Here is a 24,426-nt window from a genome sequence, read left to right as displayed (position 1 = left end):
TGGGTCGGGGCGTTCGCGCCCTCGGAAGATCTGGGAGAGTGCACCGTGGCGTCTGATCGCAACGACAATCCGGCCGACGACGCCGACAACGGGGTCCTCGAGGGCCCCGTGGGCGCCGAGACGACCGGCATCGGCATCGTGGGAGGCGCGACCGCTCAGGTCGACGTGACGCTCCCCGCGCACGCCGACGACGACGACGACCTCGTCGACGACGACGTCGTGGGCGGTGACATCGTGGGCGGCGACGCGACGCTCGGTGCTTCGCGCGCGTACACGGCCGAGCCCGCCTCCGCCCTCCCGGCGGCGCCCGCGCCGGATGCGGCCTCCGCGATCGCGGTCCCCGACGCCGACCACGCCGAGCGCGTGCGCCCGCGCACCTCGGAGATCACGCTCCAGTCGCGGCGCCTCGGCGACTTCGACGCCGACCGGGAGAGCTCCGACCTGCTCACCCCCGACCGGCTGCTCGACCCGGCGCACGTCGTCCGCCCCGAGCCCGAGGGCACCTGGCAGAACCTCGTCTACCGCCTCTCCGGACGCCGCATCAACCTCGGCGACGGGCGCCGCGCGCAGGCGCGGAAGGCCCTCGACCGCCGCATCGCCGCACCTCTTGCCGGCGGCGCCCGCTTCGTGCCGGTGCTCTCGCGCAAGGGCGGCGTCGGCAAGACGACCGTCACGACGCTCCTCGGCATGGCTCTCGCCGACGCCCGCGAAGACCGGATCATCGCGGTCGACGCGAACCCCGACCGCGGCACGCTCGCCGAGCGCATCGGACGCCCGAGCGGCAAGACGGTGCGCGACCTCATCCGCGCGCGCGACGACGTGCACGGCTTCAACGACATCTCCCAGATCGTCGCGCGCGACCACACGCGCCTAGACGTGCTCGCCTCCGAGGCCGACCCGCACATCTCCGAGGCCTTCAGCGACGCCGACTACGAGGACGTCGCCGAGATCGCCGCGCACTTCTACTCCGTCGTCCTCACCGACACCGGAACCGGCATCGTCCATTCGGTCATGAGCGCCACGCTCGAGCGTGCCGACACGCTCGTGATCGTGGCCGGCCTCAGCGTCGACGAGGCGCGCCTCGCCTCGGAGACCCTCACCTGGCTGGAGACCAACGGCTACGCCGACCGGGTCCGCAGCGCCGTCGTCGTGCTGAACGCCGCGCGCCCGGGCGCGGCTCTCGTGCGCGCCGAGGAACTCGAGGCGCACTTCCGCAGCCGCGTGCGCGCGGTCGTGCGGATGCCGTACGACCCGCACATCGCCGCGGGGAGCGCCATCGCGTTCCGCGACCTCCAGCCCGAGACACGCGAGGCGGCACGCCAGCTCGCGGCGACCGTGGTCGAGGGTCTTCGCACGCAGGCCGCCGCCTGATGGCCGTCCGCACGATCCGCCTCTTCGGCGACCCCGTGCTCCGGGCCGTCAGCGAGCCGATCGGCGACATCGACGACGGCATCCGCGCCCTCGTGCAGGATCTCGTCGACACCGTCGCCCTTCCCGGGCGTGCGGGCGTCGCGGCGCCCCAGATCGGCGTCGGACTCCGGGCCTTCAGCTACAACATCGACGGCGACATCGGCTACATCCTGAACCCGGTGCTCGTCGAGGTGCGCGGCGAGCCGGAACCGGTGAGCGAGGGATGCCTGTCGGTCCCCGGCCTCTGGCACGACGCGCTGCGGCACCCGTGGGCGCGCGTGGAGGGCATCGACCTCGACGGTGCCGAGATCGTCCTGGAGGGCGACGGGCTGCTCGCCCAGGCGCTGCAGCACGAGACCGATCACCTCGACGGCATGCTGTACCTGTCGCGCCTGAGTCCCGAGGACCGCCGCACCGCGATGCGCGAGGTGCGCGAGAGCGACTGGTTCTGAGCGCCTGACCCGATTCGATTCCTCGCTGCGCTCGTCGCTCAACGACTGGCGAGGGTTCCCCCCAGACGCTCAACGACCGGTGGGGAAGCCCCTCACCGGTCGTTGAGCGAGCGGCGCCAGCCGCAAGTCGAAACGCGCGGCGTCAGCCGAGCGACACGTTGGTGGTGTTGACGGGCACCGTGTAGATGTCCTCGACCGCATCGGCGAAGTCGTCGAGGATGACGTTCCGCTTGATGCTCATCTTCGGGGTCAGGTGGCCGCTGTCCTCTGTCCACTCGGTGTCGAGGATCGTGAACTTGCGGATCGACTCGGCGCGCGAGACGGTCTTGTTCGCGCGGTCGACGGCGGTCTGCACCTCTTCGCGGACCTTGCTGTTCTTCGCGGCATCCGCCAGCGACATGTCGGCGGGCAGACCGTTGTTCGCGAGCCAGGTCGGGAGCATCTCGGTGTCGAGGGTGACGAGCGCCGCGATGAACGGCTTCTGGTCGCCGACGACGACGACCTGGCTGACGATCGGGTTCGCGCGGATCGGGTCCTCGAGCGCGGCCGGCGCGACGTTCTTGCCGCCGGCGGTGACGATGATCTCCTTCTTGCGCCCGGTGATCGTGAGGAACCCCTCACTGTCGAACGAGCCGAGGTCGCCCGTGCGGAACCAGCCGTCGTCGAACGCGGCGTCGGTCGCCTCGGGGTTATTCCAGTACTCGCGGAAGACGTTCACGCCGCGCACCTCGACTTCGCCGTCCTCGGCGAGGCGCACACCGACACCGGGGATGACCGTGCCGACCGTGCCGATCTTCGACTTCTTGACGGTGTTGACGGTCGCCGGGGCGGTCGTCTCGGTGAGACCGTAGCCCTCGAGGATCGTCACACCCAGGCTGTGGAAGAAGTGGCCGAGGCGCGGACCGAGGGGCGCAGAGCCCGACACGGCGTACTTCACGCGCCCGCCCATCGCTTCGCGGAGCTTGGCGTAGACGAGCTTGTCGAAGACGGCGAACTTGATCTTGGTGCCCAGCGGCACCTTCTTGCCCTCCTGCTCGAGCGTCGACTTCTCGATCGCGGTGTGGGCCGCGGCGCGGAAGATCTTGCCCTTGCCGCCGGCCTCGGCCTTCTGCTCGGCCGAGTTGTAGACCTTCTCGAACACGCGCGGGACGGCGAGGAGGAACGAGGGCTGGAACGAGCCGAGCGCCGGGAGGAGCTGCTTCGTGTCGGGCTGGTGACCCGTCTTCACGCCCGCGTGCACGTCGAGGATCGAGATGAAGCGCGCGAAGACGTGCGCGGTCGTGATGAACAGCAGGGTCGAGGCGCCGGGCTCGGAGACGAGCTCTTCGAGGTTCTTCGCGGAGTTGCGGGCGAGCTCGACGAAGTTGCTGTGCGTGAGGACGCAGCCCTTGGGTCGGCCGGTCGAGCCCGAGGTGTAGATGAGGGTTGCGATGTCGGAGCCGACGGCGAGGCTGCGGCGGCGCTCGATCTCGGCGTCGGCCACGTCGACGCCGCCCCGGCGGAGGACGTCGAGGTCACCGGCATCCATGTTCCACACCTCGCGGACGAGCGGGAGCTCGCCGCGGACCTCGGCGATGCGGGCGGCGTGATCGGCCGACTCGCCGAGCACCGCGATGGCGCCGGAGTCGGAGACGATCCAGGAGATCTGCGAGGCGGAGCTGGTCTCGTAGACGGGGACCATGACGGCGCCGGCGAAGAAGAGCGCGAAGTCGACGAGCGTCCATTCATAGGTGGTGCGCGCGATGAAGGCCACCTTGTCGCCGGGCTCGATGCCCGCGGCGACGAAGCCCTTGGCCAGCGCCACGACGTCGCGCTGGAACTCGGCGGCGGTGATGTCGCGCCATCCGTCGCCCTCGGGGACGGCGAACAATGCCAGGGACGGGGTCTCCTTGACGCGGGCGACCAGCAGGTCCGCGACATTCGCGGTCGGGTCTTCGGGGACGACGGCGGGGACTTCGAACTGAACGACGGCGCTCATATGGGCGGCAACTCCTTCGGTACCGGGTGACGTCAGATGACGGTGGGATCGAGTCTAACGGAATGTGGAACTCAGTCCCTCCGCGCCGGGTCGGGACCGGTGCGGGTCGTGCACGGCCCCTGCACCCCGTCGGACCGCGCTCCCCACACTAGACTCTCGGGTGCCGCGCCGCCCGCAGGAGAGACCTTCTGCGCCGGATCCCGTGCGGTGGAAGGATGCGCAGTGCTCAACGTCGGCATCGACATCGGTGGGACCAAGATCGCCGGAGGCGTCGTCGCGGACGACGGGCGCATCCTCGAGCACCTCCGCGTACCCACGCCCGCCGACACCGGCGCACTCGCACGCGCGGTGGCCGATATGGTGGCCGAGCTCGCCGGGCGCCACGACGTGCACGCGGTCGGCGTCGCCGCCGCGGGCTACATCGACGCCGCGCGCTCGGTCATGCTCCACTCCCCGAACATCGCGTGGCACGACGAGCCGCTGCGCGCCGAGTTCGAGGCGCTCATCGGCCGCCCGGTCACCCTCGAGAACGATGCCAACGCCGCGGGGTGGGGCGAGTTCCGCTTCGGCGCGGGCCGCGAATCGACCGACATGGTCATGGTGACCCTCGGCACAGGGGTGGGCGGCGCCGTCGTGAACAACGGCCAGCTCCTCATCGGCGCCAACGGCAGCGCCGCCGAGCTCGGCCACGTCCGCTTCCTCCGGGGCGGGCGCCCCTGCGGATGCGGGCAGAACGGATGCCTCGAGCAGTACGCCTCGGGCCGCGCGCTTCAGCGCGAGCTCGCCGACGTCGCCGAGGACCCCGAGATCGGCACCGCCGTCGCCGCGCACCGCAACAAGAAGGGCAACGTCCCCTCGCGAGAGCTCGCCCTGTTGCTCGCCGACGAAGACCCCGGCGCACTCGAGGCCGTGCGCCGCGTCGCCACGGCCCTCGGCGAGGCGTGCGGCGCCTTCCAGGCCGTCCTCGACCCCGACCTCTTCGTCATCGGCGGGGGAGTGGCCGAGCTCGGCGAGGCGCTGCTCGAGCCCGCGCGGCGCGCGTACGACACGGCGCTTCCCGGGTTCGGCCAGCGGCCGACGGCGCGGTTCGTCACGGCATCCCTCGGCAACGACGCCGGACTCGTCGGCGTCGCCGACCTCGCCGGCATGCGGAGCCGGTAGGAGACCGCGATGTTCTACTGGGTGATGAAGTACATCGTGATCGGACCGATCGTGAAGGCGATCTTCCGGCCATGGATCGTGGGGCGCTCGAACGTCCCGTCGACGGGCGCCGCGATCCTCGCCTCGAACCACCTCTCGGTGAGCGATTCGATCTTCCTGCCGCTCATGATCGACCGGCCGATGAGCTTCCTCGCCAAGAGCGACTACTTCACCGGCAAGGGCATCAAGGGGTGGGCGACCCGCGTCTTCATGAAGGCGACGGGGCAGATCCCGATCGATCGCACGGGCGGCAAGGCCTCCGAGGCATCCCTCAACACGGGCCTGCAGGTGCTCGGACGGGGCGACCTCCTCGGCATCTACCCGGAGGGAACCCGCAGCCCCGATGGCAAGCTGTACCGCGGAAGGACGGGCCTCGCGCGCATGGCGCTCGAAGCGCGCGTTCCCGTCGTCCCGGTCGTCATGGTCGACACCGGCGAGATCATGCCGATCGGGCGCTCCATCCCGCGGATCGGCCGCGTCGGCATGGTGATCGGCGAGCCGCTCGACTTCTCGAGGTTCCACGGGATGGAATCCGACCGGTTCGTGCTCCGCTCGGTCACCGACGAGATCATGGTGGCCCTCCAGCGCCTCGGCGAGCAGCGGTACGAAGACGTCTACGCGTCGACCGTGAAGAACCGCGCCGCGACGGGCTTCGACGGCGTCGCGGCGGTCGGGGATCCCGCCGATTCCGCCGCGGTGTGACTCCCGTCATACGGCATCCTGGCCCTGCGGGCCACGACTAGACTGAACGGATGCCCGTTCTGCACGCGAACTCCGCCGCTGTCGACCCGCGGAGCCTGGACCACTGGCGCACCCTCCCCATCAAGCAGCAGCCCACGTGGGACGACGCCGACGCGGTCGCCGAGGTCTCCGCGGAGATCGCCTCGCTTCCGCCGCTCGTCTTCGCCGGCGAGGTCGACAACCTGCGCGAGCGCCTGGCGCGTGCCGCCGCCGGGAAGGCGTTCCTGCTGCAGGGCGGAGACTGCGCCGAGACCTTCGCGGGAGCGACCGCCGACCAGATCCGCAGCCGCATCAAGACGGTGCTGCAGATGGCGGTCGTCCTCACCTACGGCGCCTCGATGCCCGTCGTCAAGATGGGGCGGATGGCCGGGCAGTTCGCCAAGCCCCGATCGAGCGACACCGAGACCCGCGGCGACGTCACTCTTCCCGCCTACCGCGGCGACATCGTCAACGGGTACGACTTCACCGAAGGATCGCGCACCGCCGACCCGCGCCGGCTGCTGCAGGGCTACCACACCGCGGCATCCACCATCAATCTCATCCGCGCGTTCACGCAGGGCGGGTTCGCCGACCTCCGCGAAGTCCATTCGTGGAACAAGGGCTTCGCCTCGAACCCCGCGAACGCCCGGTACGAGGGGCTCGCGACCGAGATCGACCGCGCCATCAAGTTCATGGAGGCCGCCGGAGCCGACTTCGACGAGCTCAAGCGCGTCGAGTTCTACACGGGTCACGAGGGTCTGCTGATGGACTACGAGCGCCCGATGACCCGCATCGACTCGCGCACGCAGGATGTCTACAACACGTCGGCGCACTTCCTCTGGATCGGCGAGCGCACGCGTGACCTCGACGGCGCGCACGTCGACTACTTCTCCAAGATCCGCAACCCCATCGGGGTCAAGCTCGGTCCGACCACGAGCCCCGAGACGGCCCTGGCCCTCATCGACAAGCTCGATCCCGAACGCGAGCCGGGCCGTCTCACCTTCATCACGCGCATGGGTGCGGGCAAGATCCGCGACGCGCTGCCGCCGCTGCTGGAGGCCGTGAAGGATGCCGGGGCGACGCCGCTGTGGGTCACCGACCCGATGCACGGCAACGGCATCACGACGCCCACCGGGTACAAGACGCGTCGCTTCGACGACGTCGTCGACGAGGTCCGCGGCTTCTTCGAGGCGCACCGCGCCGTGGGGACGCACCCCGGCGGCATCCACGTCGAGCTCACCGGTGACGACGTCACCGAGTGCCTCGGCGGCTCGGAGCAGATCGACGAGGCGACCCTCGCGACCCGCTACGAGAGCCTGTGCGACCCGCGCCTGAACCACATGCAGTCCCTCGAGCTCGCGTTCCTGGTGGCCGAGGAGCTCGAAAAGCGCTGACCCCGCTGGCCTTTTCTGACCGCGAGACCGCGCAAATGTCACGATAAACGCGCCGGAAGCGTGCATATGCGCGGTCTCGCGGCGGGGTGTGGATGGTTCCGCGGAGCGTGAGCGCTTTCGCGGATGATCGAGGGATGCCGAAACGTCATCCTCCGTTGCCCGCTCCGCTCACCGGGGTGCCCTTCACCCCGGGCGATGCGCGGGAATGGGGCCTGACCCGGCGCCGGATGTCGGCATCCGACATCGCGCATCCGCACCACGGCGTGTACTCCTCGGCGGCGTCGGGCGACCTGTTCGGCGCGTGCGAGGCGGCATTGCCGCTCCTGGGCGGATCGCGCTGGTTCAGCCATCTCACCGCCGCGCGACTGTGGGGCGTTCCCGTGCCTCTTCCCTGGCGCGACGGCGAGCCCCTCCACGTTCTGTCGCTGGGCGCGGCGGAGCCGCTGCGGCGCCCCGGCATCGTCGGGTGGGGGAGTGGGGACCACCCCGGCGACGCCTTCGTCGGCCCTCTTCCGATGGTGTCTCCGGCCGGCGTCTGGGCGGAGCTGTCGGTGCCCGGCGCGCTCGGCATCGACCCCGAGACCGGCCGTCGTCGGGCGCTGAGCGTCGACTGGCTCGTCGCGGCCGGGGACTACCTCGTGACCGGCCCGTTCCGCCGCCGCGGCGGTCGCGTGCCGCTGTGCAACCTCGACGACCTCGCCGCGGCCGGCCGCGCGCACCGCGGAAAGCGGGGCGCGAAGGCGCTGGCCGCTGCGCTCCCTCTCGTGCGCGTCGGGCCGCAGTCGCCCCGGGAGAGCCTTCTGCGTTTGGCGCTCGTCGACCAGGGGCTTTCGGAGCCGGTCGTGCAGCCGCCGGTGCAGACGCGTGCCGGCATCCGTCACTCCGACCTGGGCCACCCGGATCGTGGGGTCCTCATCGAATACCACGGCGACCACCATCGCACCGACGCGGCGCAGTGGCGCGAGGACCTCACACGCCAGCAGTTGTTCGAGGATGCCGGCTACCGCGTCCTCGTCGCGACGCTCGACGACCTCGCCGACGGATGCCGCTCCTTCGCCGTCCGCGTCCGCCGCGCACTCGCGTGACGCCGCGCCGCGTGCAGGGCGCGTTGCGCCGCGCGTGGCACGAGACCGCGCAAATGTCACGATAAACGCCCGAAAAGCGTACATGTGCGCGGTCTCGCGGGTGTGCGGGCGGAGGGCGCGCACGCGGGCGGAGAGCGGCTAGATGCCCGAGGACTTGATCTTGATATCGGCGCCGGGCAGCTGCAGGGATCCCGCGGCGGGATCGGTGCCCTCGGCGGTGAAGAATCCCCACAGCGGCTGAGGCAGCGAGGTCTGCGGGTTGAACCCGGCCTTCTTCAAGGTGTCGACGGCCTCGCCGAGACTCATCCCCGCGACCTTCGGCACCTCGATCGGCTGAGGACCCTTCGACACGACGAGGGTCACCGATCCACCGGGCTGGAGGCTCGCGCCGTCACGGTCGGCGATGCGGATGACGCGGCCCTTCGCGACGTCGTCGCTGTACTCCTCGGCGGTGTCGGCGTCGAGCCCCACGGCGCTGAGCGCCGATCGGGCGGCGTCGACGGTGTCGCCCGAGACGTCCGGGACCGGACCGGCCGACAGATCGAAGGTCACGACCGACCCCTCGAGCGCGGTGCAGCCGCCCGTGCAGTCCATCGGGTCGCCGCCGCCGGGCGGCGTGATGCGCGCCGCGATGACGGTGTCCGCGGGCGCGTCGGTGAAGTACCGCGCGGGCTCGTCGTCGGATGCCGTGATGTACAGCGGCGCGAGGGTGTCTGTCGCATCCCCGACGGTCATGCCCGCGAGGGCGGCGATGTCGTGCGACGCGGGCCCGAGGGAGATGACGACGGTGACGGATGCGTCGCGGTCGACGCGCGCCCCCGACTCGGGGTCGGTGCGGATCGTGAGGCCCGCGGCGACGTCGCGGCTGTTCTCCTCGCCGCGGACGGCGACGAGCGTGTGCTCGGCGAGGATGCCGGTGGCCTCCTCGATCGTCGCGCCGGTGACGTCGGGCACCGCCACGAGCGATCCGGGGCCCGAGCCGAACCACCAGCCCGCGCCGCCCGCGAGGCCCGCGAGCAGCAGGACGATCAGCACCAGCCAGGCGCCCTTCGTCGCGTTCCGCTGCGTGCGCCGGCGCAGGCGTGTCGCGTTGTCGACCGAGTCGGTGACGCTCGGAGCGGTGAACGCGCCGGGCATGATCTTGGTCACTTCGCCCGAGTCGATCCCGTCGTCGACGGCGATGGCCCGCGTCGCGCCGGTGTCGGGCGCGGTGCGCACGACCTGCGGGTAGACGCCGAGCTCCTTCTCGATCTGGCGGAGGCGCTCGAGCATGACGCGCGCGTCGGTGGGCCGGTCGTCGGGTTCGCGCTCGGTCGCCCAGAGGACGAGTTCGTCGAGCTGTTCCGGCACGCCCGGGTTCTTCGCGCTCGGGCGCGGCACCGAGTCGGTCGCGTGCTGGTAGGCGATCTGCATCGGCTGCTCGCCCTTGTACGGCTGCTCGCCGGCGAGCATCTCGTAGAGCATGATGCCGAGTGCGTAGATGTCGCTGCGGGCATCGGCGGTGCCGCGGGTGACGAGCTCGGGCGCGAGGTACGCGATCGTCCCGAGCAGCATCTGGCCGGTCGCGGTGTTCGCGCTCGTCGCGCGAGCGAGGCCGAAGTCACCGATCTTGATGCGACCGTCTTCGGCGAGCAGGACGTTCTCGGGCTTCACGTCGCGGTGCACGATCCCGGCGCGGTGCGCGGCAGCGAGACCCGACAGCACGGCATCCATGATCGTGATCGTCTGCGGGATCGACAGGCGCCGCTGCTCGCGGACGAGATCGCGCAGGGTGATGCCGGGCAGGTACTCCATGACGAGGTAGGCCATCTCGCCGTCCTGGCCCTGGTCGAACACGTTCACGACGTGCGGGTCGGCGAGCCGGGCGGCCGCGCGCGCCTCTTGGATGAAGCGGCTCTGGAACACGGTGTCGTCGGAAAGGTGCCCGTGCATCACCTTGAGGGCGACGCGGCGTTCCAGGCGGAGGTCGGTCGCGACGTACACCGTCGCCATGCCGCCGCGGGCGATACGGGCGCGCACCCGGTACCGACTGTCGACCAGACGGCCGATCAGCGGGTCGGTCTGCTGGCTCGTGCTCACGCGAAGAGTCTACGGAGCGGATGCCGTGAGCCCGGGGAACGCCTCACCCTGCGGTCGACGCGGGTGAGGGGTCAGCCGAGGATCGCGAGCCACGCGGAGGCTTGCTCCTCCCACGGGGCGTAGCGGTCGGGGTGCGCGGAGACCTGCACCGCCTGTGCCGCGGCGCCGAACTCCATCGCCTCCCATCCGGGGATGTCGAGGAGACCGCGGGTGCGCGGGCCGTTGGGGTCGGACGGGCCGCCGAAGAAGGCCGCGGCGGCGCGGTGGGGGTCGCGCACCTCGTCCGCGGTGCCCCATCCGGTGCTGGGACGTTGCTGGAAGAGGCCGCGCGAGTCGCGGTCTCCGCTGTCGAGGTTCCGGATCCAGGACTCGACCATCGCGGTGGCGAGCGCGATCGCGATGCCGCGGTCGCTCACGCCGCGCGAGCGGCCGACCTCGATAATGATGCGCGCGTTCGCGATCTGCTCGTCGTCGAGCCCCGCCGCGCGGGCCGCGGCCGTCGCGGCGTCGACGGATGCCGGAAGGACGAGGCTCTGGCCGGGATAGATGATCGCGTCGCGCCCCAGCCCGTTCGCCGACAGCAGCGCGTCGAGCGAGACGCCCGCGCCCTGGGCCACGGCCCAGAGCGTGTCGCCGGAGACGACGACGTGGGTCCCGGCCGCCGAGGCGGGCGCGGAAGCGGCGGGCGCAGGCGATGCAGGGGTCGAGGGCGCCGCGGCGGCGGGTACCGCCGGTGCGACGAGCGAGATGACCTGCCCGGGGTGGATGACGCTCGACCAGCCGAGTCCGTTCCAGGTGAGGACGTCGAGCGTGCGCAGGCCGAAGCGCGTGGCGACCCCGCTGATGGTGTCGCCCGCGCGGATCGTGTATTCCGCCGGCGGCGGGGTGACGGCGACGAACCGGAGGCCTGAGCTCTCGGAGGGCCGCTCTTGAGCGGACGCGGGGGCTGCGGTGAGCACGAGCGAGACGGTGCCGACGACGGCGGTCGTCGCGGCGAGGCGCGTGCGCGCATACGGAGATGTGGGTCGCAAGAATTTCCCCCTTCTTCGACCCGGTCACCGTGTCACGGATGTGGGCCGGAGTCAACAGGAGTGACAGAAGTGATCTGTGTGACCAGTGATGCCTGCGTCCGGTGCGGCAGGTGACAGTGCGGCAGGTGACCAGCGATGCGGGCAACCACGAGGCGGAGGGGACGCGTCGCCGGGGCCCGTGGGGTGCGATAGTGGAGGGGTGACCGATGAATCCGCCACGACCGTCTCCACCGAATGGCTCACCATGCCCGAGCTCGTCGAGGTGCTCGGCGAACCGCTCGGGCGCGTCCGCCGCCTGCTCGATGACCGTCACCTCGTCGGCAGCAAGAGGGCGGGGGCGTTCGCTGTGCCCGCCGTCTTCCTCGTCGACGGTGCACCGCTCGCGTCGCTGCGCGGCACGGTGATCGTGCTGCAGGATGCCGGTTTCACCGACGACGAACTCATCGACTGGCTTCTCAGCGCGGAGGACTCCATCGGAGTCGCCCCCATCGAGGCGCTCCGCAGCGGGCGCAAGAGCGAAGTCCGGCGCGTCGCCCAGTCGCTCGCCTGAGCGTCCGAAAGCGTCACAGCCCCAGCGCGCACAGACCTCAGCGCGCACAGGCCTCAGCGCGCGAGCGCCTCAGGCGACGCGTGCGGTCGCGTCGCGGGCCAGCGAGCGTAGCGACGCGACGGCGGCGTCGCCGAGCGGGGCTCCCACGAGCGCGTCGTCCGACTCTCGCGCGTACTCCGCGATGAGGTCTTCGACGCGGTCGAGAGCGCCGGTGGCACGGATCGTGTCCTGCAGGGCGGCGATCTGCGCCGCGTCGAGCGCCGGGTCGCCGATGAGCGCGTCGAACGCGTGGCGCTCGTCCTCCGGCATCCGCTCGCGGGCGAACGCGATGAGCACGGTGCGCTTGCCCTCTCGCAGGTCGTCGCCGGACGGCTTCCCCGTGACGGCACTGTCGCCGAAGACGCCGAGCACGTCGTCGCGCAGCTGGAACGCGAGCCCGAGGGGGTGGCCGAAGGCGGAGAGTGCGGCGGTCTGCGCGGCGTCTGCACCGGCGAGGGCGGCGCCCAGGAGCAGCGGGCGCTCGATCGAATACCGCGCCGACTTGAGTGAGGCGACCCGGAGGGCGCGCTCGGCGTGCTCGGCGTCGGGGGCACGGACGAACGCGGCCTCTTCGGCGATGTCGAGGAACTGGCCGATCGTCACCTCGCGGCGCATGTATCCGTAGATCTCGCGCGCCTCGGCGGCGTGCACCGCCGACCGCAGACCCTCTTCAAGCAGGTCGTCGCTCCATGCCACCAGAAGGTCTCCGAGGAGCACGGCACCCGATCGACCGAAAGACTCGGCCGACCCGGTCCACCCTGCGGCGACGTGGTCGGCTTCCAGCGCGCGGTGGGCCGCGGGGCGGCCGCGGCGGGTGTCGGAGTTGTCGATGAGGTCGTCGTGCACGAGCGCCGCGGCGTGGAAGATCTCGAGGGCTGCCGCAGCGGCGATCACGTCGTCGCCGGGCTCGGCGCCACTGTGTGCGCCGGGGAGTGCATCAGGGTGTGCCCCGGGGTCTGCGGCCTGCGCGACGGCCTCCCAGCCGGTCACCGCGAAGCGGGCGCGCAGGCGCTTTCCGCCGACGAGTGTGGCGCGGCCCGACCGGATCATGAGGAGCGCTTCGTCGCCGGCATCCGCCCATGCGGTGCTCTGATCGTCGAGGAACCTCTCCAGTCGCTGGGAAACTGCCGCGATCGCGTCGGAAGGAGGAGCCACGGGCCTAGCCTAGTTGTGAGATCCACGCGTAGAATCGTGGGCACGAGCGGCGCACCACGCCGATCGAAACAACGTCACACAGACCGCACCGTCGTCACGGACGAGGTCAACAGATGTCCGGGCCTCGGACATCCGGCTACAAGGGGGACGCATGCCGCTGTCAGAACAGGAGCAGCGCCTGCTCGACGAGATGGAACGCCATCTCATGAACAAGGACGCCGACGTCGTCAGCGCGGGCCGCGAGGGCCAGACCCTGAGCTACCGCAACATCGTCTACGGCGTCATCCTCGTCCTGATCGGCATCGGCGGCCTCATCTTCGGCGTCTCGAGCAACATCATCGCCATCGGCGTCGTGGCCTTCGTCCTCATGGTCGCCGGTGTCGTCCTCGCCGTCACGCCCGCAAAGGGGCCCGCGGTGGGCGCTGCGCCGCGCTCGGCAGGCGAGAAGAAGGCGGGCGCGAAGGCGACCTCGTCGTCGTCGTTCATGGACAAGATGAACGACCGATGGGACCGCCGCCAGGGCGACAAGTGATCCTCGTCTGACCCGTCGCCGCCGGCGACACCTCCAAAAGCACCGACCTCCGGGTCGGTGCTTTTTTCGTATGCCCGCACGGTCGCGGAGGCATTCGGCGCCCCGGGGGAGGAAACGTCGCCAAAACGATAGTGAAGTGGAGGGAAGTGGAGTAAAGTGGTGCCAACCGGAACCGGGGCCGAGCGGAGGGGGGTGGTCGTGGATGCTGTTGGGCACCTACACCCCCAAGCTCGACGACAAGGGACGGGTCATCCTTCCGGCGAAGTTCCGCACCGACCTCGGTGACGGCGTCGTCGTGACCCGGGGGCAGGAGCGCTGCCTGTACGTGTTCAGCACGAAGGAGTTCGAGCGGGTCTACGAGAAGATCCGCGAGGCGCCGCTGACGAACAAGCAGGCCCGTGACTTCCAGCGCATGTTCCTCTCCGGAGCGAGCGACGAGAAGCCCGACAGCCAGAGCCGCATCACGATCCCGCCGCACCTGCGCACGTACGCCAACCTCGGGCGCGAGCTCGTCGTCACCGGTGTCGGCGCGCACGCCGAGATCTGGGACGCCGAGGCCTGGAACGCGTACGCCGACGGCAATGAAGACGCCTACTCGGACATGGAGCAGGAGGTGATCCCGGGACTCTTCTGATGGTGCTCCCTCGATCTGCGAATGCTGATCCGTGGCCGTGACTCCCAGCCGCACGCCCTGACACACTTCCCCGGTGCCAGGTCAGGCGGATGGGGATCTCGGCCCCGGATCACCCACACGGATCACCGCACCGCAGCCCGACACATCATGGCTCTCTCCGGCATCCACACCCCGGTCCTCCTCGAACGCTGCGTCGAGCTTCTCGGCCCCGCGCTCGCAGCTCCCGGCGCTGTACTCGTCGATGCCACGGAGGGCATGGGCGGCCACTCCGAGGCGCTCCTCGACCGGTTCCCCGACATCCGGCTCATCGGCCTCGACCGCGACACCGACGCGCTGCGGATCGCGGGGGAGCGGCTCGCCCGCTTCGGCGACCGCGTCACACTCGTCCACGTCGTCTACGACGACATCGCGGCCACGGTCGCCTCCGCCGGTGCCGACCGCATCGACGGCGTGCTGTTCGACCTCGGCGTGTCGTCGCTGCAGCTCGACGAGGCCGATCGCGGCTTCGCCTACGCGCAGGATGCGCCGCTCGACATGCGCATGGACCAGACCTCCGGGACGACCGCCGCCGACATCGTCGCGACCTACGGCGAGGGCGACCTCCGGCGCATCTTCGAGCGCTACGGCGAAGAGAAGCTGGCCGGGCGCTACGCCCGCGCGATCATCGCCGCGCGCGCCGACGCCCCGATCGAGCGCTCCGGACAGCTCGTCGACATCCTCGTCGCCGCGACCCCCGTCGCCGTCCAGCGCGAGGGGCGCGGTCACCCCGCCAAGCGCGTGTTCCAGGCGCTGCGCATCGAGGTGAACACCGAGCTCGCCGTGCTCGAACGTGCGCTCCCGTCCGCGATGGACCTTCTGCGGGTGGGCGGCCGGATCGTCGTCATGAGCTACCAGTCGCTCGAGGACCGCATCGTCAAGAGGCTGTTCGCGGATGCCTCGGCATCCACCGCGCCGGCGGGCCTTCCCGTGGAGCTCCCCGAGCACGCCCCGCGGTTCCGACTGCTGACCAAGGGGGCCGAACTCGCCTCCGATGAGGAGAAGGCGCGGAACCCCCGCGCCGCACCCGTGCGCCTGCGCGCGGCCGAGCGCGTGGCGGAGGCGGTATGAGCGTTCCAGCGGAGAGCATCCTGGGTCTTGGACGGCCGGCCGAGCTTCCGATCCGATGGCCGGCGGAACGCCCCGAGCGGCGCCTGCACGCCCTCGAGACGCCCGCCCCGCGGCGGCGCCCGCGTCTGGTCTACGGGATCGTCGCGGTTGCCGGAGCCGTCCTCATCGGTGCAGCGCAGATGGGTCTGTCGATCCTCACGACGCAGGGCTCGTACGAGATCGCCGACCTCACCGCGCAGCAGCGTTCGCTCGACTACGAGAAGCAGATGCTCACCGACTCGATCGCGGGGCTCAGCTCGCCCCAGTACCTCGCGGCAAATGCCGCCGCCCTCGGCATGGTCACCGGCCAGGCGCCGACGTATCTCCGCCTCAGCGACAACGCCGTGATCGGAACGGCCGCCGGCAACAACGGTCTGAGCGCGGTCGACGCGCTCACCCATGCGGCCGTGGCGAACGCCCTCGTCGCCGGGAAGCCCCTCGTCAGCGACCCCGACGCGACGCTCGACGCGGGTGTCAGCGCGACCGACGAGGCGATCGCCGCCGCCGCCGAAACGTCGACACCCCCCGCGATCGCCGACGGTCTGCCGACGCCCGCCACACACTGAGAACATGACGACTCGCGCTACCCGCTCCCCGCGTCGCCGGACGGTCGTCGCCCTCGGCGTCGTGCTCGCCGTGCTCGCCGCGTTCGTCGTGCGCCTCGTCGACATCCAGGTCGTCAACGCGAACGAGCACATCGACGCGTCGCAGAAGCTCGCCACCGGCGCGAGGCAGACCCTGTACGGGGCGCGAGGAGAGATCGTCGACGCGAACGGCTCGATCCTCGCCACCAGCACGTTGCTGTACGACGTGCAGATCTCGCCCATGCTCGCCGTCGAGGGCATCGACAAGCGTGACGCCGACGGCAAGGTCGTGAAGAACGCGGACGGCGACCCCGAGAAGGTCGCGTGGCCCGAGCTGGCGGCGCGGATCGCGGCCGTCACCGGGCAGAGCGCGGAGGACATCGAGAAGATCGTCGCCGACGCCCTCGCCGAGAACCCCGATTCGCAGTTCGCGTACGTCAAGCGCTACGTGTCGACGGAGGAGTACCGGGCCCTCGCCGAGCTCCGCCTGCCCTTCCTCTCCTTCCCCCCGCACCCGTCGCGCACCTACCCGGACGGCGCCGTCGCGGGGAACCTCCTCGGCTTCGTCGGGTCGGACGGCACGGCGCTCGAGGGACTCGAGAAGCAGCAGGATGCCTGCCTCGAGCCGACGCCGGGCGAGCGCACCTACCAGCGGGGCGCCGACGGCGTGATCATCCCCGGTACCGAGAAGGACACGCCGGCGGTCGACGGCGGAACCCTGAAGCTCACGATCGACACCGACCTGCAGTGGTTCCTGCAGCAACTCATCTTCGAGGAGACCGCGCACTACCAGGCCGACTGGGGCGGGATCATCGTCATGGAGGCGAAGACCGGCAAGATCCGGGCGATCGCCGAGACGCCGACCGTCGACCCCAACGATCCGGGGGCATCCGCTCCGGAAGACCGCGGGTCGCGTCTGCTCAGCACCTCCTACGAGCCGGGCTCGACATTCAAGCCGGTGACCGCTGCGACCGTCATCGAGCAGGCGGGTCTCTCGCCGACGTCGACGGTCGTGACGCCCGACCGGATGGAGTTCCCCAACGGCGCCGTCATCAACGACTCCGAGAAGCACCCGACGCAGAACCTGACCCTCACCGGCGGCCTCGTCACCTCGTCGAACGTCGCGATGTCGCAGTTCGGCACGCGCGTCCCCGCGGAGGTCCGCCAGCAGTACCTGGAGAAGTTCGGCGTCGGCCAGCCCGACGCGCTGAACTGGTCGGGTGCGCCGCCCCTCATCGGTTTCTCGGCGGATGCGAAGGACTGGGACAACCAGACCTACTACACGACGACCTTCGGCCAGGCCTTCACCGTGACGCCGCTGCAGGTGGTGAGCCTCTTCCAGACGATCGCGAACGGGGGCGTCCGCATCGCGCCGCAGCTCGTCGAGTCGTGCACGAAGGCCGACGGCACCGTCGTCACGCCCACCGTGGCCGAGCCGGTGAAGGTCATCGAGCCGCAGACGGCGGCCGAGGTGTCGCAGATGCTCGAGAACGTCTACGCGCAGGGCACGCTCGCCGCCGACATCAACATCCCCGGGTACCGCCTCGCGGTCAAGACCGGCACCGCGCAGCTCCCGGACGGCGCCGGCGGGTACAAGAACGGCGTGTTCATCACCTCGCTCGCCGGTTTCGTCCCCGCGGACGATCCGCAGTACGTTGTTCTGACGCTGTTCGACGAGCCCAAGACCGTCCGGATGTCCTCCGCGAACCGATCGGTCTTCAAGAAGGCCGTGATGCAGGTGCTCACCCACTACCGTGTCATGCCGTCGAACTCCGAAACGCCCCTGCTCCCCGTGACCCAGTGATCGGTCACCCGATGAGCACTGAGGCAGAACCGATTGACGACATGACGCGCTCCGGCGCGTGAGGATGACGCAGCTATGATCCGGATGACCCTCGCAGAAGTCGCCGACGCCGTCGAGGGAACCCTCCACGCGTTCGGCGCCGACACCGCCGAAACGGTCGTCGACGGCACCGTCGACACCGATTCGCGGCTCATCGGGCCGGGCGACATCTTCGTCGCGAAGCCGGGCGAGACCACCGACGGCCACCTGTTCGTCCCCGCTGTCGCCGAGGCGGGCGCCGCGCTCGCGATCGTCGAGCACCCGGTCGATGCGCCGATCTCGCAGATCGTGGCGGCGGATGCCGTGCAGGCTCTCGCCGACCTCGCCCGGACGGTCGTCGCGCGCGTGCGCGCCGGGGGAGGCCTGACGGTCACCGGCATCACGGGCTCCAACGGCAAGACCACGACGAAGAACCTCCTCGCCCGCATCCTGCAGGACGAGGGTGAGACCGTCGCCCCCCGCGCGTCGTACAACAACGAGGTCGGAGCGCCGCTCACGATGCTCCGCGTCACAGAGGCCACCCGCTACCTCGTGAGCGAGTTCGGCGCGGCCGGCCCCGGGCAGATCGCGCGCCTCGCCGGCCTCGTGACGCCCGATGTGGGCGTCGTCCTCATGGTCGGCCTCGCACACGCGGGCGGCTTCGGCGGTGTCGAAGCGACCCTCAAGGCCAAGACCGAGCTCGTCGAGGCGCTCCGCCCGGGCGGTGTCGCCGTCCTCAACGCCGATGACGCGCGCGTCGCCACGATGGCCGACGTCGCCGAGGCGCGCGGCGTCTCGGTGCGGTGGTTCGGGCGCGGGCCGGGCGCGGACGTCCGCGCCGAAGACGTCGAGGTCACGGCATCCGGCACCACGTGCGTCGTCGTCGCGGGCGGCGAGCGGATGCCGTTGCGCCTGCGCGTCCTGGGCGAGCACCACGTGATGAACGCCCTCGCCGCGCTCACGGCGGCCGAGGTGCTCGGCGTGCCGATCTCCCAGGGCATCGCGCGCCTGGAGACGGTCGAGATCGCCGAGCGCTGGCGCATGCAGCCGCTCGGATCGGAGCGCGTGCGCATCATCAACGACGCGTACAACGCCAGCCCCGACTCGATGTCCGCCGCCCTCCGCACCCTTGCGCAGATCACGGGGCCGGGGCAGCGCAAGGTCGCCGTCCTCGGCGCGATGAGCGAACTGGGCGAGTACGCCGGCGACGAGCACGACCGGGTCGGCCTGCAGGCCGTGCGCCTGCGCATCGAGCGGATCGTCGTCGTCGGCCGCGACGCGCGTCGCCTCTACCTCGCCGCGATCGGCGAGGGATCATGGGACGGCGAGGCGGTCTTCTTCGAGACCGCCGACGAGGCGTACGACTATCTCATGACCGAACTCCGCGACGGCGACCGGGTCCTCGTGAAATCGTCCAACGTCGCGGGACTGCGGCACCTCGGCGATCGTCTGGGAGAATCGTTCTCGTGAGATCCCTGCTGACCGCCGCGACGATCTCGCTCGCCTTCACCCTCTTCCTCACGCCGCTGTTCATCCGGCTGTTCGAAAAGCTCGGGTGGGGTCAGGTCATCCGCACCCCCGAGAACGAGCACAACCCGTCGCACCAGACCAAGCGCGGCACGCCCACGATGGGCGGCGTCATCTTCATCCTCGGCGCGATCGTCGGGTACGTCGTCGGCACGTTCACCGGGGGCGCGCCCCCCACGATCTCGGGGCTGCTCGTCATCTGGATGATGGTGGGCCTGGGCATCGTCGGCTTCATCGACGACTACATGAAGGTGCGCCAGCAGCGCAGCCTCGGGCTCTCGGGCTGGCGGAAGATCGTGGGTCAGGTGGCCGTCGCGGTGCCCTTCGGCATCCTCGCCCTGAACTTCCCCAACCGCTCGGGCCAGACGCCCGCATCGCCGTACATCTCGTTCTTCCGCGACATCCCGATGCTCTCGTTCCTCGCTCTCGGGGTCGTGGTCGGCTGGATCGCCTACCTCGTGTGGGTGTCGTTCCTCTCGGTGGCGTGGTCGAACGCGACGAACCTGACCGACGGGCTCGACGGCCTCGCGACCGGCGCGGGGATCTTCACCATCTCGGCCTACAGCCTCGTGACGTTCTGGCAGTTCCAGCAGCGGTGCTCGTCGAGCGCGCTCGTCACCGCCTATCAGGCAGCGTGTTACGACACCCGCGACCCGATGGACCTGACGATCATCGCGGCCTCATTCGTGGGCGCCCTCGTCGGGTTCCTCTGGTGGAACGCGCCCAAGGCGAAGGTCTTCATGGGCGACGTCGGATCGATGTCGATCGGCGGGGTGATCGTCGCGATGTCGATCCTCTCCCGCACCGAGATCCTCGCCGTCATCATCGCGGGCGTCTTCATCATCGGCCCAGGCTCAGTGATCCTGCAGCGGTACTACTTCAAGGCGACCGGCGGCAAACGCCTGTTCCTCATGAGTCCGTTCCACCACCACCTCGAGATGCGCGGCTGGCCGGAGATCACGATCGTCGTGCGCATGTGGATCATCGCCGGCATGCTCGCCGTCACCGGCGTCGGGCTCTTCTACGTCGCCTGGTTGGCGGCCGTATGAGCCGCGGAGCGGACGGCGAGCGCGACCTCGATGCGCTGGGCAGCTGGCACGCCGACTGGACGGGTCTGCGCGTCGCCGTCCTCGGGCTCTCGATGACCGGCTTCTCGGCCGCCGACACGCTCGCCGAGCTCGGCGCCGAGGTGCTCGTGGTCACCGAGCGCGCCGCCGAGGAGTACGCGCGCCTCGTCCCCGTCATCGGCGCGCGGCTCTGGGAGGGACCGCTCTACACGGTCCCCGCCGAGCTCGTCGACTTCGCCCCCGAGGTGATCGTCGCCTCGCCCGGGTTCGCTCCGCACCACCCCCTGATCGTGTGGGCGCAGGAGCAGGGCGTCGCACTATGGGGCGACATCGAGCTCGCGTGGCGCGTGCGCGACAAGGTGCTCCGCCCGGACGGCACGCCCGCGGAGTGGCTCCTCATCACCGGGACCAACGGCAAGACGACGACGACGCAGCTCACGGCATCCATGCTCGTCGCGGGAGGGCTCCGGGCGGCGCCGGTCGGGAACATCGGCGTCCCGGTGCTCGATGCGATCCGCGACCCGGCCGGCTTCGACGCGCTGGTCGTCGAGCTCTCCAGCCACCAGCTCTGGTACCTGGCGCGGGCGACCGGCGTCGGCGCGCTCGTCCCCTGGGCGAGCGTGTGCCTGAACCTGGCCGATGACCACCTCGAATGGCACGGGTCCTTCCGCGCCTACCGCGACGCGAAGGCCGCCGTCTACCAGGGCACCCGCATCGCGTGCGTCTACAACAAGGCCGACATCGCGACGCGCGAGATGGTCGAAGAGGCCGACGTGGTCGAAGGATGCCGGGCCATCGGCTTCGACCTCGGAGTGCCGGGGCCGAGCGACGTCGGCGTCGTCGACGGGATCGTCGTCGACCGTGCGTTCCTCGACGACCGGCACACCTCGGCGCTCGAACTCACCACCGTCGCCGACCTCGCCCGGAACGGGCTCGCGGCGCCGCACATCGTGCAGAACATCCTCGCCGCTGCGGCGCTCGCGCGATCCCTCGACGTGGCGCCCGCGGCGATCGCCGAATCGCTCGAGACCTTCCGCCTCGACCCGCACCGCATCGAGATCGTCGCGATCGCGGACGGCGTCACCTGGGTCGACGACTCGAAGGCGACGAACCCGCACGCCGCGGCATCCTCGCTCGCGGCCTTCCCGGGCGCCGTCTGGATCGTGGGTGGGCTGCTGAAGGGCGTCGACATCTCCGACCTCGTCGCGGCGCGCGGCGCCGGAGTGAAGGCCGCGATCGTCATCGGCGTGGAGCGAGAGACCATCGCGGGCGCGTTCGCACGACACGCGCCCGCCATTCCGCTGTTCGAGGTCGACGACGCACAGACTGAAGACGTCATGGCGCAGGTCGTGGAACTCGCGGCCGAGATCGCCCGTGACGGAGACGTGGTCCTCCTCGCTCCGGCCGCGGCGTCGTTCGATCAGTTCACGTCCTACGCTGACCGCGGTACCCGGTTCGCCGAGGCCGTGCAACGCAGGTTCGGCCCGGAGACGCGGCCCGCACAGTAAGTCGGCCCGGAGAATGAGCCGGCCCGGAGAGTGAATCGGAAGGGGAGCCGGTGACGATCACGACCTCCCGTCCCGTCGCCCGCGACGACGAGCCCGGCGGAGCCACGTCCCGTGATGCCCGGCCCACGGGGTTCGCCGCGCGCGTCTCGCTCGGGCGGGCCTTCGCGCCGGTGCCGAGCGAGTTCCTCCTCATCCTCTCCACGGCGCTCCTGCTCACGGGGTTCGGGCTCGTGATGGTGCTCTCGGCGACCATGGCCGATTCCGTCGCGAAGGGCGAGAGCCCGTTCGAAGTCGTGATGAAGCAGGCGGCGTTCGCGCTCATCGGCATCCCGCTCATGCTCATCGCGAGCCGGCTGCCGGTGACGTTCTGGAAGCGGATCGCCTGGCCCGCGCTCATCGTCACGACGGCGTTCCAGCTGCTCGTCTTCGTTCCCGGCCTGGGCGTGGTCAACGACGGCAACCGCAACTGGATCCAGGTCGCCGGCTTCCAGATGCAGCCGTCGGAGTTCCTGAAGCTGAGCCTCGCGCTCTGGCTCGGCTACGTGCTCTACCGCAAGCGGTCGCTCCTCACCTCGTGGTCGCACGTGTTCATCCCGGTCGTCCCGGTCGGCGGCCTCGTCATCGGACTCGTCGCGGTCGGCAGCCACGACCTCGGCACGGGCCTGATCCTCATGGCGATTCTCCTCGGGTGCCTCTTCTTCTCGGGCGTGAAGCTCCGGATGTTCCTGGTCCCGCTCATCCTCGTCGTCGTCGCCGCGGCGTACTTCGCCATCACGAGCCCCAACCGCATGGCGCGCATCATGAGCTCGCTCACGCACTTCGACTCGACCGCCTGCTACAACGCGCCCGTCGGCGACTGCTACCAGGCGGTGCACGGCGTGTTCGGCCTTGCCGGCGGCGGGATCTTCGGCCTCGGCCTCGGCAACTCGCGGGAGAAGTACGGGTGGCTCCCCGCGAAGGCGAACGACTACATCTTCGCGATCCTCGGCGAAGAGCTCGGGCTCATCGGATGCCTCGTCGTCCTCGCCCTGTTCGCCCTGTTCGCGGTCGGCGCGTTCCACATCATCCGGAAGACCGACGACCCGTTCATCCGCATCGTCTCGGGCGGCATCGTGGTGTGGGTCGTCGGCCAGGCGATCGTCAACATCGGCGTCGTGCTGCGCCTGTTCCCGGTGCTCGGCGTGCCGCTGCCGTTCATGTCGCAGGGCGGCACCTCGCTCCTCTCCGTACTCCTCGCGTGTGGCGCGCTGCTGTCGTTCGCCCGCACACTGCCGATGCGCACGCCGGTGCCCGCCGCGGCGCCGATCCCACGCGGCGCGCGGCCCGCTCGCCGGTAGGCTCGATCGGGTGAGTGATCACCCGGCATCCGTCACCTACCTCCTCGCCGGAGGGGGCACCGCGGGGCACGTCAACCCGCTGCTCGCCGTCGCCGACGCGCTTCGGGCGCGGGATGCCGACGCGCAGGTCCTCGTGCTCGGCACGAAGGAGGGGCTCGAGTCGCGGCTCGTGCCCGAGCGCGGCTACGAGCTGCTGATCGTCGACAAGGTGCCGTTCCCGCGCCGCCCGGACCTCGCCGCCGCGCGGTTCCCCCTCGCGTGGCGGCGTGCGCTGGCGCAGGTGCGCGGGCATCTCCGCGAGCGCGGTGTGGACGTCGTCGCGGGGTTCGGCGGCTACGCGTCGGCGCCGGCGTACGTCGCCGCACGGCGGGCGCGCGTGCCGTACGTCGTCCACGAGGCGAACGCCCGGCCGGGCCTGGCGAACGTCCTCGGGGCCCGCGGCGCGGCCGCGGTCGGCATCACGTTCCCCGGCACGCCGCTGCCACGGGCGGAGGTCGTCGGCATGCCGCTGCGTCCCGAGCTCCTGAATCCCGAACTGCTGGGCCTCGACCGGTCCGCGACGCGCGCCGAGGCGGCGGCGTTCTTCGGGCTCGACCCCGATCGACCCGTGCTCCTCGTCTTCGGCGGATCGCTCGGCGCGCGCCGGCTCAACGAGGCGTTCGGCGGGGCGTGGCACGACGTCCTGGATGCCGGATGGCAGCTCCTCCACGCGGCGGGCGAGCGCGACGAGATCATCGATCCGGGGGTCGCGGGCTACCGCATCGTGCCGTACCTCGACCGTATGGATCTGGCCCTCGCCCTCGCCGACCTCGTCGTCTCGCGAGCGGGCGCGGCGACCGTCAGCGAGCTGTCGGCGCTCGGCATCCCCGCCGTGTACGTGCCCTACGCCGTCGGCAACGGCGAGCAGGCCCTCAACGCGGCGTCCGCCGTCGCGTCGGGAGCGGCCCGCCTCATCCCCGACGCCGAGTTCACGTCGGAACGCGTCCGCGCCGAGATCGTGCCGCTGCTGTCGGATGCCGGCGCCCTGGCGGCCCTGGGTGCCGCCGCCCAGGCATCCGCTCCCTCCGCGCGTTCGGGCACCGAGAACGTCGTCGCCCAACTCGACCGCGCGCTCGCGCGCTGAGGGTCCTCCCGCCGTTTCGTCGTCGCACATCGCTGTCTGCGCGTGGATCGTCG

Annotated in this window: 21 protein-coding genes; 17 read left to right on the top strand and 4 right to left on the bottom strand. The window is 70.8% G+C overall.

Going from position 1 to position 24,426, the window contains the following annotated elements; all coding sequences use genetic code 11:
- The first annotated feature begins 45 nt into the window (after positions 1 to 45).
- Complete coding sequence (locus ACRVYW_RS09420; RefSeq protein ID WP_431803963.1) at positions 46 to 1,371, top strand: AAA family ATPase; 1,326 nt, start codon at positions 46 to 48, stop codon at positions 1,369 to 1,371.
- The gene (gene def, locus ACRVYW_RS09415; protein WP_431803961.1) at positions 1,371 to 1,862 is read left to right on the top strand and encodes a peptide deformylase; all 492 of its coding nucleotides are present in this window, start codon (positions 1,371 to 1,373) and stop codon (positions 1,860 to 1,862) included. Before ACRVYW_RS09420 ends, def begins: the two co-directional genes overlap by 1 nt.
- Before the next feature lie 142 nt (positions 1,863 to 2,004).
- Here the strand turns inward: def and ACRVYW_RS09410 are convergent, their stop codons facing one another.
- The gene (locus tag ACRVYW_RS09410) at positions 2,005 to 3,840 is read right to left on the bottom strand and encodes an AMP-dependent synthetase/ligase (protein ID WP_431803959.1); all 1,836 of its coding nucleotides are present in this window, start codon (positions 3,838 to 3,840) and stop codon (positions 2,005 to 2,007) included.
- Between the two features lie 222 nt (positions 3,841 to 4,062).
- Between ACRVYW_RS09410 and ACRVYW_RS09405 the strand changes: the two genes are divergently transcribed.
- From ACRVYW_RS09405 to ACRVYW_RS09390, 4 genes are all read left to right on the top strand, one after another.
- A complete protein-coding gene (locus ACRVYW_RS09405) occupies positions 4,063 to 5,001 on the top strand; it encodes an ROK family glucokinase (RefSeq protein WP_431803958.1) in 939 nt (312 codons plus the stop codon).
- 9 nt (positions 5,002 to 5,010) lie between these two features.
- The gene (locus tag ACRVYW_RS09400) at positions 5,011 to 5,742 is read left to right on the top strand and encodes a lysophospholipid acyltransferase family protein (RefSeq protein ID WP_431803956.1); all 732 of its coding nucleotides are present in this window, start codon (positions 5,011 to 5,013) and stop codon (positions 5,740 to 5,742) included.
- 50 nt (positions 5,743 to 5,792) lie between these two features.
- Positions 5,793 to 7,154, top strand: a complete 1,362-nt coding sequence (locus ACRVYW_RS09395; RefSeq protein WP_431803954.1) for a class II 3-deoxy-7-phosphoheptulonate synthase — start codon at positions 5,793 to 5,795, stop codon at positions 7,152 to 7,154.
- A 134-nt stretch (positions 7,155 to 7,288) separates the two neighbouring features.
- Positions 7,289 to 8,239 (top strand): hypothetical protein, encoded by a 951-nt coding sequence (locus ACRVYW_RS09390; RefSeq protein ID WP_431803952.1) that lies wholly within the window; start codon positions 7,289 to 7,291, stop codon positions 8,237 to 8,239.
- A gap of 138 nt (positions 8,240 to 8,377) precedes the next feature.
- Here the strand turns inward: ACRVYW_RS09390 and pknB are convergent, their stop codons facing one another.
- The gene (gene pknB / locus ACRVYW_RS09385) at positions 8,378 to 10,318 is read right to left on the bottom strand and encodes a Stk1 family PASTA domain-containing Ser/Thr kinase (protein WP_431803950.1); all 1,941 of its coding nucleotides are present in this window, start codon (positions 10,316 to 10,318) and stop codon (positions 8,378 to 8,380) included.
- A gap of 71 nt (positions 10,319 to 10,389) precedes the next feature.
- A complete protein-coding gene (locus tag ACRVYW_RS09380) occupies positions 10,390 to 11,349 on the bottom strand; it encodes a LysM peptidoglycan-binding domain-containing protein (protein ID WP_431803948.1) in 960 nt (319 codons plus the stop codon).
- 199 nt (positions 11,350 to 11,548) lie between these two features.
- On the opposite strand from ACRVYW_RS09380, the gene ACRVYW_RS09375 reads away from it, so the two are divergent.
- Entirely contained in the window at positions 11,549 to 11,899 is a 351-nt protein-coding gene (locus tag ACRVYW_RS09375) for an Rv2175c family DNA-binding protein (RefSeq protein WP_431803946.1), read from the top strand.
- A 69-nt stretch (positions 11,900 to 11,968) separates the two neighbouring features.
- On the opposite strand, the gene ACRVYW_RS09370 is transcribed toward ACRVYW_RS09375, so the two are convergent.
- Entirely contained in the window at positions 11,969 to 13,093 is a 1,125-nt protein-coding gene (locus tag ACRVYW_RS09370) for a polyprenyl synthetase family protein (protein ID WP_431803944.1), read from the bottom strand.
- A gap of 151 nt (positions 13,094 to 13,244) precedes the next feature.
- Between ACRVYW_RS09370 and ACRVYW_RS09365 the strand changes: the two genes are divergently transcribed.
- The 10 genes from ACRVYW_RS09365 to ACRVYW_RS09320 all read left to right on the top strand — a co-directional run bounded on the left by ACRVYW_RS09365 (position 13,245) and on the right by ACRVYW_RS09320 (position 24,373).
- Entirely contained in the window at positions 13,245 to 13,625 is a 381-nt protein-coding gene (locus ACRVYW_RS09365) for a DUF3040 domain-containing protein (protein ID WP_431803942.1), read from the top strand.
- Positions 13,626 to 13,827: 202 nt separating this feature from the next.
- Positions 13,828 to 14,259: a division/cell wall cluster transcriptional repressor MraZ gene (gene mraZ, locus ACRVYW_RS09360; protein WP_431803940.1), complete on the top strand. Its 432-nt coding sequence runs from the start codon at positions 13,828 to 13,830 to the stop codon at positions 14,257 to 14,259.
- A 147-nt stretch (positions 14,260 to 14,406) separates the two neighbouring features.
- Positions 14,407 to 15,366 carry a 16S rRNA (cytosine(1402)-N(4))-methyltransferase RsmH gene (gene rsmH / locus ACRVYW_RS09355; protein ID WP_431803938.1) on the top strand — a complete coding sequence of 320 codons (960 nt, stop codon included), beginning with the start codon at positions 14,407 to 14,409 and terminating at the stop codon, positions 15,364 to 15,366.
- A complete protein-coding gene (locus ACRVYW_RS09350) occupies positions 15,363 to 15,971 on the top strand; it encodes a hypothetical protein (RefSeq protein WP_431803936.1) in 609 nt (202 codons plus the stop codon). The genes rsmH and ACRVYW_RS09350 overlap by 4 nt, the downstream gene beginning before the upstream one ends.
- A 4-nt stretch (positions 15,972 to 15,975) precedes the next feature.
- The gene (locus tag ACRVYW_RS09345; RefSeq protein WP_431803934.1) at positions 15,976 to 17,793 is read left to right on the top strand and encodes a peptidoglycan D,D-transpeptidase FtsI family protein; all 1,818 of its coding nucleotides are present in this window, start codon (positions 15,976 to 15,978) and stop codon (positions 17,791 to 17,793) included.
- A gap of 75 nt (positions 17,794 to 17,868) precedes the next feature.
- Positions 17,869 to 19,281 (top strand): UDP-N-acetylmuramoyl-tripeptide--D-alanyl-D-alanine ligase, encoded by a 1,413-nt coding sequence (locus ACRVYW_RS09340; RefSeq protein ID WP_431803932.1) that lies wholly within the window; start codon positions 17,869 to 17,871, stop codon positions 19,279 to 19,281.
- Complete coding sequence (mraY, locus tag ACRVYW_RS09335; RefSeq protein ID WP_431803930.1) at positions 19,278 to 20,387, top strand: phospho-N-acetylmuramoyl-pentapeptide-transferase; 1,110 nt, start codon at positions 19,278 to 19,280, stop codon at positions 20,385 to 20,387. Before ACRVYW_RS09340 ends, mraY begins: the two co-directional genes overlap by 4 nt.
- Entirely contained in the window at positions 20,384 to 21,913 is a 1,530-nt protein-coding gene (gene murD / locus ACRVYW_RS09330; RefSeq protein WP_431803928.1) for a UDP-N-acetylmuramoyl-L-alanine--D-glutamate ligase, read from the top strand. The genes mraY and murD overlap by 4 nt, the downstream gene beginning before the upstream one ends.
- A 56-nt stretch (positions 21,914 to 21,969) precedes the next feature.
- Positions 21,970 to 23,250: a putative lipid II flippase FtsW gene (gene ftsW / locus ACRVYW_RS09325; RefSeq protein ID WP_431804293.1), complete on the top strand. Its 1,281-nt coding sequence runs from the start codon at positions 21,970 to 21,972 to the stop codon at positions 23,248 to 23,250.
- A gap of 10 nt (positions 23,251 to 23,260) precedes the next feature.
- Entirely contained in the window at positions 23,261 to 24,373 is a 1,113-nt protein-coding gene (locus ACRVYW_RS09320) for a UDP-N-acetylglucosamine--N-acetylmuramyl-(pentapeptide) pyrophosphoryl-undecaprenol N-acetylglucosamine transferase (protein ID WP_431803926.1), read from the top strand.
- Positions 24,374 to 24,426: the final 53 nt, after the last annotated feature.

It is taken from the genome of Microbacterium sp. bgisy203 (genome assembly GCF_965345155.1).
Classification (GTDB): domain Bacteria; phylum Actinomycetota; class Actinomycetes; order Actinomycetales; family Microbacteriaceae; genus Microbacterium.
The sequence above is the reverse complement of the archived record's forward strand: the minus strand, read 5'-3'. Positions and strand labels throughout refer to the sequence as shown.

What these genes read in the sequence shown, in the direction of transcription:
- ACRVYW_RS09390 (WP_431803952.1), top strand. Translation starts at nt 7,289, where the DNA reads ATGCCGAAACGTCATCCTCCGTTGCCCGCTCCGCTCACCGGGGTGCCC.
- def (WP_431803961.1), top strand. Translation starts at nt 1,371, where the DNA reads ATGGCCGTCCGCACGATCCGCCTCTTCGGCGACCCCGTGCTCCGGGCC.
- ACRVYW_RS09340 (WP_431803932.1), top strand. Translation starts at nt 17,869, where the DNA reads ATGATCCGGATGACCCTCGCAGAAGTCGCCGACGCCGTCGAGGGAACC.
- ACRVYW_RS09350 (WP_431803936.1), top strand. Translation starts at nt 15,363, where the DNA reads ATGAGCGTTCCAGCGGAGAGCATCCTGGGTCTTGGACGGCCGGCCGAG.
- ACRVYW_RS09345 (WP_431803934.1), top strand. Translation starts at nt 15,976, where the DNA reads ATGACGACTCGCGCTACCCGCTCCCCGCGTCGCCGGACGGTCGTCGCC.
- ACRVYW_RS09400 (WP_431803956.1), top strand. Translation starts at nt 5,011, where the DNA reads ATGTTCTACTGGGTGATGAAGTACATCGTGATCGGACCGATCGTGAAG.
- murD (WP_431803928.1), top strand. Translation starts at nt 20,384, where the DNA reads ATGAGCCGCGGAGCGGACGGCGAGCGCGACCTCGATGCGCTGGGCAGC.
- ACRVYW_RS09410 (WP_431803959.1), bottom strand. Translation starts at nt 3,840, where the DNA reads ATGAGCGCCGTCGTTCAGTTCGAAGTCCCCGCCGTCGTCCCCGAAGAC.
- ACRVYW_RS09365 (WP_431803942.1), top strand. Translation starts at nt 13,245, where the DNA reads ATGCCGCTGTCAGAACAGGAGCAGCGCCTGCTCGACGAGATGGAACGC.
- mraZ (WP_431803940.1), top strand. Translation starts at nt 13,828, where the DNA reads ATGCTGTTGGGCACCTACACCCCCAAGCTCGACGACAAGGGACGGGTC.
- ACRVYW_RS09395 (WP_431803954.1), top strand. Translation starts at nt 5,793, where the DNA reads ATGCCCGTTCTGCACGCGAACTCCGCCGCTGTCGACCCGCGGAGCCTG.
- rsmH (WP_431803938.1), top strand. Translation starts at nt 14,407, where the DNA reads ATGGCTCTCTCCGGCATCCACACCCCGGTCCTCCTCGAACGCTGCGTC.